Below are 13786 nucleotides of genomic sequence, written 5' to 3'. Positions count from 1 at the left end.
GTTCACTATGGATTCTGTCGTCACGTTCGCACCACTGATCGTCTTATTCTTCATCTGGATGTCCTTATCACAAAAAGCGGACGAAGCGAAACGCCGCCAACAAACGATTCTGAAGAAGCTACAACGGATCGAGGAGCACCTCGGTCTGAATGAGGTGTCACTAGAAGAAGCAGCTTTACAAGTCGAATTAGTTCAGTTGCTTCATGAAGGAAAGACGGTTGAAGCTGTCAAACGCGTTCGAGAGACTCTCGGATCGTCTTTGCTCGAGGCAAAACAATACGTCGATCAACTGAAAAGCGAGCACGGACTATGATCAAAAAGACCATCTGACAGCGAAGTTCAGATGGTCTTTTTCAACTATGTATTCATTTATATGCATCAAGTATCAACGAAGGAAATCTCATCTGTTCTGCATTCCGGGGATCATATCGTTTCGAACGAAAAATGACACCGTCTGCGCCGTCCCAGTCCGCTTGATGGAAGATTCCATCCTGATCAAAATATTCGAGAAGACGCACCTGAAATCCAGCTTCTTTAAATAATTGCTGTAATGTTTCGTGCGTATAGACGATTTTGTGACTTGCCGCTGGATGGTCAGTGGGACCCGGTCCACCGACTTGAATAATCGCTTGGTATGCGTCATCCTGAAAATAACCATCAGGCACCGCACAACGGACGTATCCTCCTGGCGCAAGGTATGTATAACAATGACATGCCGCGTCAATCCCTTCTTCGATCGTCAAGTGCTCCCTGACATGTTCCGCAAGAATCGCTTGCAACGTGTCGTTTGAACACAATCGTTCCCAATCGGACCGATTGAGCAGATTCAGTTCATCTTCCTGTGTATGATATCAACCGGGATTGTTGTGGTACGGTCCTGCTCCAATGACGATACGTTCTTTCATGTATCTTCTTTCCTTTCAGTTACGTTTTATCATTTCTTGTTTTCCGCGACCATCCCTGCTTTCGACAAAAAAATAGACGACGGAGAACCCGTCGTCTGTTGCTGTTAATCCCGTGCCGCAAGACGGTACAGGAGATCGAGTAATTCAATATAGAGCCAGATGATCGTCACGATCAATCCGAATGCTGCAACCCACTCCATCGATTTTGGAGCACCCGCACGAACTTGTTGTGAGATGAAATCGAAGTCCATTACGAGTGACAAGGATGCCACAATGACGATGACGAACTGAATACCAATCGCAAGCGGTGAGCTACCTGTCATGAATGGGAGATCAACACCGAATAACGACAGAATCAAGTTGACCGCGTACAAGACGAAGATCGAGAGAATCGCTGCTGTGACCGCAGAACGAAAACGTTGTGTCACTTTAATCATGCCCGTCGAGTAGACGAACCACATCGCGAACGCAACGACGAATGTCGCAAGAACCGCTTTCCCGACGATCCCCGGGTACATGCTTTCAAAGACGAGCGACAGTGCTCCGACTGCGACTCCTTCTGCCAGAGCATAGACCGGTGAAAGGACCGGGGCTGTTGCCGGCTTGAATGTGATGATCAAGGCAAGGATCAGACCGATGACGAACCCACCGATTAATGCCGGGAATAGGAACGCCTGATTTTCTGCGAGGAAGAACCAGCTCCCTCCTGCTGCTGCCGTGACGAGAGCGAGCATCAAGAAAATCTTGCTCATCGTCCCGCTTTTTGTCATTGGTCGTTCTCCGACACGTGCCGTATCGAATCCGCGACGCAATGCCGGGTTAACTTTAAAACGTGAAGCCATTGCTTTCACTCCTTTTTATGATTCTGTTTTCTACTACGAAGGTTTCCCGAAAAAGTTTCAAAATAACCATTGATCGAGCGCTTTTAATTGCAACATGACGACTGGGATCGAGGCTTTGGCATCGATGCGGTACGATTTCGCTTGTCCGATCAGACCGGACGTGACGAAATCGGCACTTTCTAACGCTTCGCCGATCGGACCAAACGCGTCACTATCGATTTGGCGATGTCGGTAATGAATGAATCGTTCCGTCGTTCCCTCTTTGATTTTACAGCCATCCTCGACGTCCGGACGATTCAATCCGTATTCCGCGTAATGCCAGACGGTTGTCGTATCCCAAGGGGAACCGATATGCAGAATTTGACCGTCCGCCTCGATGAAGCGTTCAATCGGTGAACCGGGACCGAAGCCATTTTCTAGTGTATGATCGGCAACGAATGTCGCCGCATCTTTCCCCCAGGCAGTCACGGACCACATCGGATGATCGCTTCGAACGACGCCGGGATACGTTCGAAAGACTTCCGGAACACGACCGATACCGCGTGTGACCGTTTTAGCCGGATCATATGCCGGCATCTCCCGGCGAATCGTTTCCCACCATTCTTCAGGCACAGCCGGTTGACTCCAGTTCTTCGGATCCGAATTATCGGTACTCTGCGCCGGCATCATGATCAACCCTTCCGTCGTGACGACTTCCTGCAAGGCTTCGATCAACGCTTGTACGCCGCCGGGAATCCAGCCGATTTGTTTGAGAGACGAATGGACGAACAGTTTCATACCGGGCGTCACACCTAATTCGTGTAACGCCTCTTTGATTTGTGTTTTCGTGACCATGTTTCGTGTTTCCATTGATCTTAGCTCCTTACTCGACGACTAGTGCAATCGTCGACCCCGTTTTTCCTTGTTTGACTTCGATTTTTGCGTCAACTCGTGACTTCAGTTCCTGGACGTGACTGATGATTCCGACCATGCGACCGCTCGCTTGAATCGAGAGCAACGTCTCGATCGCTTGTTCGAGTGATTCTGGATCAAGTGTTCCGAATCCTTCATCGATGAACATCGTCTCAAGCGATACCCCACCGCTTGCTTCTTGCACGACTTCCGACAATCCGAGCGCAAGCGCAAGGGATGCTTTGAAGCTTTCGCCACCGGATAACGTCTTGACGTGACGCGTTTGCGACGTGTACGCGTCAAAGACATTTAAATCAAGCCCATATTTCTTGAGTCCTTTTCCCGCCTCCGTTTTCCGTTCAAGCTGGAAACGACCAGATGTCATCTCGTGCAGATGCCGGTTTGCGGCGAACAGTATTTCATCGAAGTATGCCGTCTGGACGTACGTCTCGAATGTCATCCGTTGCGCATTCTCCCCGACACCAACGCGAGCGAGTTCGCCAATGATGCCGTATCTCGCATCCTCGTCCTCAATCTGGCGTTGCAAGCTTTCCCAGGCCGCGATCAATTGATTGATATGTGCGCGTTCCTTCTCAAGCCCGACTCGTCGGTCGGTCTGCTCCGTCAGTTCGAGCGACACCGTCTTCACATCCATCCGCAACTGTTCAAGATCCGGACGCACTTGACCTTCCGTCTTCAAACGGGCTTGTTCCTGTTTCAGCTTCAATTCCTGCCGCGCTAGACGGTCTTGTTCCAAACGTTCTTGGAGGTGGCGGAGTTCGTCACGAGACCGTCTCGCTTCACGGAAGACTTCAATCGTCGGAAACGCTTCTTCTGCCAGGACTGCGTGTAATGCGTTTTCGCGGTTCGTTAATCGATCGTTTTGTTCAGCAGATGCCTCAGTCAATTGACGGAATCGACCTTGGTGTTCCGCGAAGTCACGATCGAGCTGTTCCTTCTCGCGTAATTGGAGTTGTTTGTCTTGTTTGAATTGCTCGATACGTGTTTCTGCCTGTTGTTGTTCCTCACGGAGTGCTGGTAGCGATTTCATGGACTCTCCTGATTGACTCAGACGTCCTGTCAGATGCGCCAGTTCCGATTCGATAACGGTCCGGTCTTTGATCATTGCATCGACCTTCAGTTGCAGCTGGTCCATGGATTGCTCGAGTTGTTGCAGGCGAGTCTCAAGACGCGCTTTTTCCGTCTGTGCTGCCGTTAATCGGGCTTCCGTCTGTTCGACTTCCCGAAGCTGTGCTGAAACATCCGCATGAGATGACTCGTTTTCACTCGTCTTTTGCATCTCGGTCGTCAGTTGCTGCAGACGCTCCGCAACCGTCCGGTACGAGGCTTGCAATTCTTGATGCGCTTGTTGGGCTTCAAGGAACCGCTGTTGTGCTACATCGACGGATCGTTCCTTTGCGACGGCGACAGCATGCTGTGGATGCGACGTACTGCCGCAGACAGGGCAAGCCGTCCCGTCTGTCAATCCTTTGGCAAGTTCAGCAGCCAGTTGTTCCCGTTCGTGTCTGCGCGCTTCTTCATACTGGCGTGCCGCTGCCTCTTTTTGATCCCGGACGCTTGTGCCGCGGACGATCAGCTGTTGCCGTTCTGCTTCCAATTTGTCATGTTCCGCTATCTTCGTCGCCAGCTGTTTCAGGATGAAGCGCCGTTCTTGCACCTGTAAGCGTTCTGCTCCGACGTTTTGTAATGGACGCAGTTGTTCTTGAACAGTCTTACGCTCCGTCCGTGCTTGTTCGAGTTGCTTCCGTAATGGCTCTGGGTCTAGAAGCTTCAAACGTTCTACTAATTGTTGCTGTTGTTGTCGTAAGGCCGTTTCTGCTTCCAACCGTTCGCGCTCCTCTTGAATTTTTTCAAGACGACGACTAAGTTGCTCGATCTGTGGTTCCTCCGCTAGCAATCGATCCACTTTTACTTGCACGATCTCTTGTCGCTCTTTCAAGCGAGCGATGTGCTGTTCGGTTTCCTGTTTTCGATGTGTCAGTTGCGTCAATTGTTCTTGATCCTGCTGCCACTGGTCATAGATCGGTGCGACGATTTGAGCGCGCTCAGCCGCCATTGCTTCTTCTTGCATCCTCTTGATTTCCGGTAGGCGGTCTAGTAGCAACTGTTCGGTCTGTTGAAGTCGCTCCTGCTCTTGGAAAATCGCTTCGAGTTGCTCGCCTTGTTGCAATTGCGTCGTTTTCTTCTCAACAATCGCACGAGTCTCTACTTCAGCTTGACGAGCAGCCGTTAACCATTCGTCCCGTTCCGTCGTCAACGCCTCCATCCGTAACCGGATGTCGCCTTCCGTCAGTTCACTCCAGTTCGCTTGCAATGGTAATTCCTCAAGCTTGGCCCATTGTTTCGTCTTCGTTTCCTTGATGCGTGCTGCAAGATCGAGCGCTTGTCGATGCAAACGTTGCTGGAACTCACCATAGTGTTCCGTCTTAAACAGCTGCTTGAGAATCTGAAGTTTGTCTTTCGACTCTGCCATCAACAGTTCGCGGAACTTATTTTGCGGCAACAACAAGATTTGTGAAAACTGTTTATGGTCGAGCTGAATCAATTCTTGAACGCGTTGTTTGATTTCCGGAATCTTGACCGCAAGGGGTTTCCACGTCGTTCCGTCGAACCATGAAAGCTCCGCTTCATGCGAATAACCGGTTTTGTTGACCGGATGTGGTTGACTTGGTTGACGGATAATCCGGTACCGTTCCCCTTTCAGCGTAAACTCCAGTTCGACTTCCGTCTTTTGCTCGGGCACGGCAAAATGACTTCGTAGCTCGCTCATTTCCCGTTCGCCGCCTGACGTTTCGCCATACAGAGCGAACGTCAATGCGTCAAAGATCGTCGTTTTTCCTGCTCCGGTATTCCCGGAAATGACGAACATCGTCCGTCCGGCAAGTGCCGTGAAATCAATCGTCTCTTCACCAGCAAACGGTCCAAAGGCGCGTAATGTCAGTCGTTCTGGGCGCATGTCGCTTCCTCCTTCAGGACGGCTTGCATCGCTTCCGTCGGTTTCTTTTCACGGACTGCTTCATAAAACTCACTGAATAGATCCGCAACGGATGCATCCTTGACTTGCTCCCGCGACGCCTTGACTGCCCGCGTACTCTCGCGGATGAATCCAATTCGCTCGAGGTGAAGGATATTCGGGTAGATTTTTTTCAGCTTGCCCATCGGATCCATCAAGGCTTCGCCGTCCGTTAGATTGATCTTTAAGTAATCGTCCGTGTCTTGTGTCGCGACGAATGCCGGGTCTGTCAGCTCAGCGAGACTTCCGGTCAATTCCCGCAGGTCACGTTTTGGTGCAAGTGGTTCGAACCGACGATCGAACGTACCCGCATCGTTCAACGTCAACACATCGACCCCTTTGACATGATGGGCTTCCGAGAATGAATATTTCAAGAGCGATCCGCTGTAGCGAACCGTCTCGGATTGAATCGCAAGTGGATTATGCAGATGACCGAGTGCCGTATACGTAAACGGTGCAAACTGTCTTGCGCTAACTTGCCCTGCCGTTCCGACGGACAATTGTCGCTCCGAATCCGTCTCGAGTCCGCCAATCACAAAGGCATGACCGACGAGGACACTCGGTCCGTCTGGAATACATCCGGCAAGGATCGTCCGCATCGCGTCATCATGTGTCTTGATCGTTTCGTCCTTGTGCACGTACCGAACGGTCGCAGGATCTGCAAATGGCACCGGATAAAACGACACTCCTTTAATCGTGACCGGAGTAATGACCGGCGTTAGTTTTCCGACGAGATGCAGACCAGCCCGTTGGAGTAACGTCGTTCCGAAACTTAACCGTTCGGCCGAATCGTGATTTCCGCTGATCGCAACGACCGGGATGTCTCGATCGAGAATCAAGGCAGCGAGCGTCTCGTCAAGCAGTTCGACGGCTTCCGTTGGTGGTACAGCGCGGTCGTACAAGTCACCTGCAATGACGATCGCATCCGGTTGTTCGCGGTCGACGAGTGTCAAAAAATCCGCTAAGACCGCCCGCTGGTTCTCGAGCATCGACTCGCCATGAACGATTTTGCCGAGATGCCAATCGGCAGTATGTATCCATTTCATCTTCATCACACTCACTTTTTGAATATAGTAGCTTAAGTGTAGCATGCAAGCGTTCGTTCTGCGACGAACATCCGTTTGGAACATAAAAAGCAGAAGTTTTCGTGTTGCACATCAATCCAATGACACGTAATGACGAAAAAAAGTGTAATTCTTCTCGACTAAGAGAAAAACTACACATTAGTTTCAATAGAAAATAGATAGAACGTTTACTTTTTATCTACAGTCTGTTTTAGTTTTCTTTTCCCATCTGTAACAATCAAAGTAATACCTATGATACATTCCAAAAGAATGATCCACCAAGTAAGGCTCGGAATCATGTCAATCGCATCACCTCCGACACTTTTGTACACTTCTAGCTCTCTAAGAAATAAAAACTCAGCTAAGTAAATAGATAGCCATAGCTTAGTCAAAGCTACTAATACAAAACAAAATCCCATCTTACGCAATTAAAACCCTCCGATTACTAAATAACTTAAAATTGTTTAAATTTGATGTTACATCGCTATTTATAATTATAGAAATGAGTTAATCAATAGTATTTACTTTACCATTTTATTTTTTTATGAATCAATAATATGACTAATATAGAAAATTTTATTAGTTTTTGAGGTCTGCATACTTTAAAAAACTGTTAAAATACAATATATACTTCTCATTTAAAAGCCAGGAGGGAAAACATGAAAAGACTTATACTGTTAGCTCTGTTATGTACTTTGTTATCAGCGTGTAGCATCAATGAGTCTAAGCTCAGTTTTAGTGAGTTAAAGATTGTACCAAACGAAATACAAACGAAGATTAATCCCGCAAATACCTTGCAATTGATCAATACGAAAGACAAAGTCGCTTATGTTGTTTATCAGTCAAAGAAAACAGTTGCTACTGATCTTGAGGAACAAGAAGATACGCTAAAGATTAAATTGAATGAATCTAAAACTCATAAGAAAACAAAGCAGCATGTCTACAAGTTAACATTAGATCCTAAACATAAAATTATCGATGTTTACGTGAACGGTAAATCTACCGCATTTGATAACGTAACTAACTGATAAATCTAGATATAACAAGTAGAAACAACATACATACTAAAACCCCTTCATTTCTTTTGTGAAACGAAAGGGTAACACAAAAAGCAGAAGGCGAATGCCTCCTGCTTTTTTCACTCTCGTGACGAATGTGTTATTTCGTCCGTTGTTTTCTAAATCGTTGAACGGAACGAATCACAGAAACCGATCCGCCGATGATCGCACCGACACCGACGACGATGCCTGTCTTGAATTTTTTGCCCGATTGTTCTGATTTATGCGTTGCTTGATTGTGTTCAAAAAGTTGTTGGAGGGGCGACGACGTCTCGACTTCGAGAATTTTCGATGCATCCTGATGCACGTCTTCTCTACGTTCGACACTACAAGGTGACAGATAGAATGGGTTCAAGTTCGTCCGGTACCGGTCCGGATTCCAGTTGGCTTGCTGAACAACTGCTTGGGCGTCTTCCGTCTGTGCCTGATCCTTGATTGGATCGAATTCTTGTTTCATCTGAATCACTCCTCTTCACGTTCAAAACTTGTAGACCGATTTACGTCTGAAGTCTTATTTACCTGTTTTTCAAACATTTAAAACATATATATTTAAAATTAGTTTTACTGTTTTGTGAACGTTACCCGAAATAGGCATGATAGAGGCGTTTCGCTTTGACGAGATCCGCCTCGCCATGAATCAGAACACGTCCATCTCGGAAAGCGACCATCCGATGTTCGTCCGTCGTAAACGCCAGCAAATATGGATTATGGGCGGAAATCGCAGCGACCGGCTGGAGACGTTGTTTCAACTGTTCCAGATCCCGCTGTCCGTCTCCTCGGATTTGAACGGCATCCCGACCGCACAGTGCCGTGAAACGAACCGTTTGATCCGATAAGTAAGGATAGGACGGTTCGATGCCGCACGACGGGCACTCCGTTTGCTTCAGTGACTGGACGTTAATTTGTTGAAACGTATTCGACCAGACATCAAACGCAAGCAAGCGCGTCCGCATGGCGTCCGTCTTTCCGCTCAACCACTTCAACGCTTCCGTCACCTGCAAGGAAGCGACCATTTGTACAGCTGGTCCGATGATCCCTGCCGTATCACACGTCTCCTGATCCCGTGGTAATTGATCGAGTAGACAATGCAGACACGGCGTCTCCCCGGGACGGACGGTAAACGTGATCCCGTAACTGCCGACGCAGCCACCGTAAATCCACGGAATCGAACGCATCAACGCCATGTCGTTCATCAGCAAACGAATATCGAAATTGTCCGTCGCGTCGATGATCAGATCGATATCATCGAGAAGCCACGTCAGCGCTACCCGGTCGACGTCTACTACATGCGCTTCGATCGTCACCGTCGAATTAATCGCTTCAAGCCGTGCTTTTGCGGCAATCGCTTTTGGTACGATGTGACGCGCATCGTCTTCGGTATAAAGCTGTTGTCGTTGTAGATTACTCCACTCGACATAGTCGCGGTCGACGATTCGGACGACGCCGACACCGGCGCGGACGAGTTGCTCTGCCGACGCCGTTCCGAGCGCTCCCATGCCGATGATCAGTATCTTCGCTGATGCCAAGCGTGCTTGTCCCGCTTCCCCGATCGGTTGAAATCGAGTTTGCCGTGAGTAACGGTTCATCGAATCAATCCACTCGTTGGACTACTCGCGATTGCATACTGTTTCTTCTCGATACGTCCCGCTTCGTATCCGAAGCGCCCTGCTTCGACAGCTAGTCGCATCGCACGCGCCATCTTGACCGGATCTTGAGCATGGGCGACAGCGGAGTTCAATAAAACACCATCCGCTCCCAGTTCCATCGCATAGGCGACGTCGGTCGGCGAACCGATCCCGGCGTCGACGATAACAGGAACCGTCGTCTGCTCGATGATGAATCGTAGATGAAGTGGGTTGAGAATGCCTTGCCCGGAACCAATCGGTGACGCTGCCGGCATGATGGCGTGACAACCGAGTTCCTCGAGTCGCCGTGCAAGGACGACATCGTCCGACGTATACGGTAAGACGATGAAACCTTCTTTGAGTAATTCTTCAGAAGCCCGTAACGTCTCGATCGGATCAGGTAGTAACGTCTTGTCGCAACCGATCACTTCGACCTTCACCATGTCGCACATACCGGATGCCCGCGCAAGCTTCGCAAGCCGAACAGCTTCCTCCGCCGTCTTCGCACCGGCCGTGTTCGGCAGTAAATCGTACTTCGCTAAATCAAGCGCCTCCAAGAAATTCGCTTGTTGTTTGTCGAAAATATCGAGCCGACGGACGGCGAACGTCAAGATTTGTGAAGCGGACGCATCAATTGCTTCCTGCTGTACGGTAGCATCCGTATATTTCCCTGTTCCGAGTAATAATCGTGATTCAAATGTCTTTTCTCCAATTTTCAGCATGTTTATCCTCCTCCTACGAAATGAACGATTTCAAATGTGTCATTGTCCCGAACGACTGTCTGACCGTACGCCATGCGATCGATGATTTGTCGATTCTGTTCGACGATGACGAGCTTTTCTCCTAAGCCGAGTTGCGTGAGCATGTCCTCGATCGTTTCAATCTGATCGATCGTGTGGTCATTGCCGTTAATCGTAATGTTCATCGGACTTCCTCCTTCTGAATCAACCGTAATGTATTTACCAAGACTTCCGCTGTCGCCGGTGCGAGTAATATGCCATGCCGATGATGCCCCGTCGCTAGGAAGATCCGACGGGATGAATCGGCGACTCCGATATATGGCAAGCCGGACACCGTTTGTGGCCGTACACCGGACCAGACTTCTTCGATGACCGCGTCACGAATCGGTGGATACAGTCGTTCTGCTGCTTGAAGCAATGACGTGACCCCTGCGACACTGACACCGACCGTCTCGTCGTGCGGCAGTTCGGTCGCACCGATCAAAATCCGACCGTCTGCTTTTGGCACAAGGTAGACAGCGTCGTCAAACAGAATCGAGCGTAACGGCTGACCCGCGAGACGGACGGCGAGACATTCCCCTTTGACCCCATATGTCGCGATCGAAATGCCGGCTGTATCGAGCAAGGCTTGCGAACCCCGTCCGGCAGCGACCGTCACTGTTCGTCCAGTCCAGATTCCCGCATTCGATTCGATCCTAATGAAGTCATCGTTCTCTTCGATGCGTGTGACATCTACCTGTTCTTCAATCGATATGCCACGTGCGTGTAAGGCATACATCAATGCAGTCGTCAGTCGTCGTGGATCGATTTGACCGACAGCCGGAAACAGATGCTCGCGTCCTTTACGTTTTAACAAAAACGGTTGTTCCCGGTATCCACAATCGATGCCTGTTTCTCGCTCGAGACGACGTGCAAGCAGCGGATACAGACGACGACTTCGCGCGGCAAGTGCATGCAATTCCTCTCTGAGCTCGATGTCCGTCGCAAGCATCCCGGCAGCCGCGCGACTCGTTCCTTGTCCACCTGCTCCGCGTTCTAAGACGACGACGGATTCATTCTGACAGGCGAGACTGTAAGCAAGCGTCAAACCGATGACTCCACCACCGATGATGATGTGATCCGTCATACCCGTACCCCCTGATAACGCTTGACGGCAGCGAGTGGATCCGCTTGACCGAGAATACCCGATAATACAGCGATTCCGGTTGCACCGGTCGCTGCGATTTCAGGCATGCGTTCTGGTGTAATCCCACCAATTGCAATGACTGGTTTCGTCGTGAAGGTGACGACTTGCTTCAAGGCGTCAATCCCTCGTGGTGGCACGTCCGGCTTCGACGCTGTCGGATAAATATGACCGTACAGCAGTCGGTCGGCTCCTTCCGCTTCTGCTGCCAGTGCCTCTGCCAGTGAATGGACCGATTTCCCGATGACGAGATTCGGAAAATGACGTCGCACATCGCGGACACGCAAGGAACGGCGCGTCAGCTGCACACCGATGCCTGCGACATGGGCGACGTCGACCCGGTCATGAACCGTTAACTGTTCAGGCGAATAACCGTGCGTAAGGAGTGCTTCAATCAGATCAAGTAATTCTGCCGCCGATAAGTTCGGTTCACGTAGATGCAGCTGATCCGTATAGGGTTGAAGGGATTGAAAGGTCTTTATTTCGTCAAGCGGATTAATGGATCCCGTCGAAATCAGATGTAAACGCATCATGTTCTTCCTTTCCATACGAAAAAGGACCACTCCCGATGTTGAAGGGAGTGGTCCGAAAATGCGCTGAAGCGCTAAGGATATCTAGGGTTTCGAGCCACTTCCCTCCGCTAGTACGAACTAGATCAGGTTCAAAGGGTCCGGATACTTCCGTCTCAGTCTGCTGGGAGACTCCCCTAGTGTCTTTTCGTGTTTAATTGGCTTGCCCCATTAGTCTAGCATGAGTCACTTTGCTTCGCTAGTCCTAGTTGAGCGCTTCCACTTGCTGAATCAGCTCCGATTTCGTCGGTCGCTGTTGCTCTTGGCTGTCGGCATACGTCTGCTTTAGCTTCAAGATGCGCATTACTTTAGCATCGAGCATCTCCGGCGTCAGCGTTTTGTCTTTGACGGCTTGCATCACTTCAGCATGAACTTTTGCGTAAGCACCTGCCTCTGAAAACATCGCCATATCAGCTCCGTTGACGAGCGACTGACGTGCCGCTTCTGCGAGACCATATTGTTTCGTGATCGCCCCCATGACGAGATCATCTGTGATGATGACACCGTTGAATCCGAGTTGCTGACGCAAGAGGTCAGTCAAGATCGGCTTTGAGAGCGAGGACGGATTCGTATCGTCATACGCGGGATAGAGAATATGGGCGACCATCACCATCTCGGCGCCCTCTTGAATCGCTTCTTGGAACGGTAACAGTTCCGTCCGCTTCAATTCTTCCTTTGATGCCGTCACTTTCGGTAGCCCGACATGGGAATCGACACTCGTATTGCCGTGACCGGGAAAATGTTTGACGACTGGAATCGTTCCCGTCTCCTGCATCCCGTGCATCAGGGCCGTACCAAGCGTCGCGACGGTATTCGGATCAGCACTTAACGCACGGTCGCCGATGATCGGATTGTTCGGATTACTGTTGACGTCAAGGACCGGCGCGAAGTCCATGTTGAAGCCATAAAAACGTGACAAATGTCCGAGCGTACGTCCGACGTCTTCCATTTTCACTTCATCTGCTCCTTGCGCCATCCGTTGACTCGTCGGTAGACGTAATCGTTGATCCGGTACCCGGCTGACGCGTCCGCCTTCTTCATCAATCCCGACGAACGCATACGGTTTTTGGTTCGTCTCTTGAATCGCACGCGTGAACGTCAAGAGTTGCTCTTCCGACGTAATGTTTCCGCCGAGCAATAAGACCCCGCCAATCGCATGCGTCTGTAACAATTTCCGGTCAGCTGCTGAAAGTTCCGTGCCGGCGACTCCGATGTAGAGCAGTTGATCGATCTTTTCTGACGTCGACATCGTTTTAAGTTGCTGCTTTAATCGTGCTTGTTGTCGTTCCTCTTTCGTTGGTTCAGGTTTCGGTTTCTTTTCTTCTATCGGTTGCTTCGTTTCCGGTTGCGATGGTTTCGTTGGTTCCGTCGTCTCCTGCGCACACCCTGCAAGCAACAGACAACCGATTAGTACGGTTTTCTTCACAAAGGATCCTCGCTTCGCACACCATTGATCGAATAATAAACGGAAATCTCAGCGTTCAGGGATTGCGAGACCGAACAATATTTATCCTTTGATAACGAGATGGCGCGACGGACCTTATCTTCCGGGAGATCACCTTCGAGCCGGTAATGAATCGAGATCGACGTGAAACGCCGCGGATGGTCCTCTGCCCGTTCTCCTTCGATATCCATTTCGAAATGGGTGATCGTCAAGCGCATCTTCTCTAAAATCGAGACGATATCAATTCCAGTACAGCCGGCAACGGCATGTAGCAGCAGTTCAGTCGGTCGTGGCGCTTGGTTTTCACCACCGTTCTCTGGTGCTGCGTCCATCGCCAGATGATGCCCTGATTCCGTCTGTCCACTAAACCCCATCTGTTTGTTCCATGTCACTGTCGCTTGCATCGTTTCCACTCCTTTATAAGTAGTCTT

The 13786-nt window shown here is 49.9% G+C and carries 15 protein-coding genes, 1 pseudogene and 1 riboswitch; of the genes and pseudogenes, 2 read left to right on the top strand and 14 right to left on the bottom strand.

All coding sequences use genetic code 11. From position 1 onward, the window contains the following. The first annotated feature begins 7 nt into the window (after positions 1-7). On the top strand, positions 8-313 hold the full coding sequence (locus AC3B4V_RS02685; protein WP_035398001.1) for a hypothetical protein: 306 nt from the start codon (positions 8-10) through the stop codon (positions 311-313). A gap of 52 nt (positions 314-365) precedes the next feature. Here the strand turns inward: AC3B4V_RS02685 and AC3B4V_RS02680 are convergent. The 6 genes and pseudogenes from AC3B4V_RS02680 to AC3B4V_RS02655 form a co-directional block, all read right to left on the bottom strand. Continuing rightward, a pseudogene (locus tag AC3B4V_RS02680) lies at positions 366-905 on the bottom strand (methyltransferase domain-containing protein). Between the two features lie 104 nt (positions 906-1009). Beyond that, positions 1010-1747, bottom strand: coding sequence for a Bax inhibitor-1/YccA family protein (locus AC3B4V_RS02675; RefSeq protein WP_050677017.1), 738 nt, complete (start codon positions 1745-1747; stop codon positions 1010-1012). A 57-nt stretch (positions 1748-1804) separates the two neighbouring features. Then, positions 1805-2596, bottom strand: coding sequence for an AAC(3) family N-acetyltransferase (locus AC3B4V_RS02670; protein ID WP_488377666.1), 792 nt, complete (start codon positions 2594-2596; stop codon positions 1805-1807). Positions 2597-2609: 13 nt separating this feature from the next. Further along, positions 2610-5615, bottom strand: a complete 3006-nt coding sequence (locus AC3B4V_RS02665) for an AAA family ATPase (RefSeq protein WP_488377665.1) — start codon at positions 5613-5615, stop codon at positions 2610-2612. Beyond that, positions 5597-6718, bottom strand: coding sequence for an exonuclease SbcCD subunit D (locus tag AC3B4V_RS02660; RefSeq protein ID WP_488377664.1), 1122 nt, complete (start codon positions 6716-6718; stop codon positions 5597-5599). The genes AC3B4V_RS02665 and AC3B4V_RS02660 overlap by 19 nt, the downstream gene beginning before the upstream one ends. 206 nt (positions 6719-6924) lie before the next feature. Beyond that, entirely contained in the window at positions 6925-7164 is a 240-nt protein-coding gene (locus AC3B4V_RS02655; protein ID WP_047396064.1) for a hypothetical protein, read from the bottom strand. 231 nt (positions 7165-7395) lie between these two features. Here AC3B4V_RS02655 and AC3B4V_RS02650 point away from each other — a divergent pair, with 231 nt between their 5' ends. Then, positions 7396-7764 carry a hypothetical protein gene (locus AC3B4V_RS02650; RefSeq protein ID WP_488377663.1) on the top strand — a complete coding sequence of 123 codons (369 nt, stop codon included), beginning with the start codon at positions 7396-7398 and terminating at the stop codon, positions 7762-7764. 130 nt (positions 7765-7894) lie between these two features. Here the strand turns inward: AC3B4V_RS02650 and AC3B4V_RS02645 are convergent, their stop codons facing one another. From AC3B4V_RS02645 to AC3B4V_RS02610, 8 genes are all read right to left on the bottom strand, one after another. After that, entirely contained in the window at positions 7895-8251 is a 357-nt protein-coding gene (locus tag AC3B4V_RS02645) for a hypothetical protein (RefSeq protein ID WP_023467859.1), read from the bottom strand. Between the two features lie 121 nt (positions 8252-8372). Further along, positions 8373-9380 carry a ThiF family adenylyltransferase gene (locus AC3B4V_RS02640; RefSeq protein WP_488377662.1) on the bottom strand — a complete coding sequence of 336 codons (1008 nt, stop codon included), beginning with the start codon at positions 9378-9380 and terminating at the stop codon, positions 8373-8375. After that, positions 9377-10141: a thiazole synthase gene (locus AC3B4V_RS02635; RefSeq protein ID WP_488377661.1), complete on the bottom strand. Its 765-nt coding sequence runs from the start codon at positions 10139-10141 to the stop codon at positions 9377-9379. Before AC3B4V_RS02635 ends, AC3B4V_RS02640 begins: the two co-directional genes overlap by 4 nt. A gap of 2 nt (positions 10142-10143) precedes the next feature. After that, on the bottom strand, positions 10144-10344 hold the full coding sequence (thiS, locus tag AC3B4V_RS02630; RefSeq protein ID WP_214724653.1) for a sulfur carrier protein ThiS: 201 nt from the start codon (positions 10342-10344) through the stop codon (positions 10144-10146). Next, positions 10341-11285: an FAD-dependent oxidoreductase gene (locus AC3B4V_RS02625; RefSeq protein ID WP_488377660.1), complete on the bottom strand. Its 945-nt coding sequence runs from the start codon at positions 11283-11285 to the stop codon at positions 10341-10343. Before AC3B4V_RS02625 ends, thiS begins: the two co-directional genes overlap by 4 nt. Continuing rightward, on the bottom strand, positions 11282-11875 hold the full coding sequence (locus AC3B4V_RS02620) for a thiamine phosphate synthase (RefSeq protein ID WP_406748088.1): 594 nt from the start codon (positions 11873-11875) through the stop codon (positions 11282-11284). Before AC3B4V_RS02620 ends, AC3B4V_RS02625 begins: the two co-directional genes overlap by 4 nt. Before the next feature lie 82 nt (positions 11876-11957). Beyond that, positions 11958-12060, bottom strand: a riboswitch (TPP riboswitch). Positions 12061-12116: 56 nt separating this feature from the next. Continuing rightward, on the bottom strand, positions 12117-13337 hold the full coding sequence (nagZ, locus tag AC3B4V_RS02615) for a beta-N-acetylhexosaminidase (RefSeq protein WP_488377659.1): 1221 nt from the start codon (positions 13335-13337) through the stop codon (positions 12117-12119). After that, the gene (locus tag AC3B4V_RS02610; RefSeq protein ID WP_023467853.1) at positions 13334-13759 is read right to left on the bottom strand and encodes an OsmC family protein; all 426 of its coding nucleotides are present in this window, start codon (positions 13757-13759) and stop codon (positions 13334-13336) included. Before AC3B4V_RS02610 ends, nagZ begins: the two co-directional genes overlap by 4 nt. Positions 13760-13786 lie beyond the last annotated feature (27 nt).

Source organism: Exiguobacterium sp. E17S, assembly GCF_057772545.1.
Note: the sequence above shows the minus strand (reverse complement) of the source record. Positions and strands in the feature narration are given on the sequence as shown.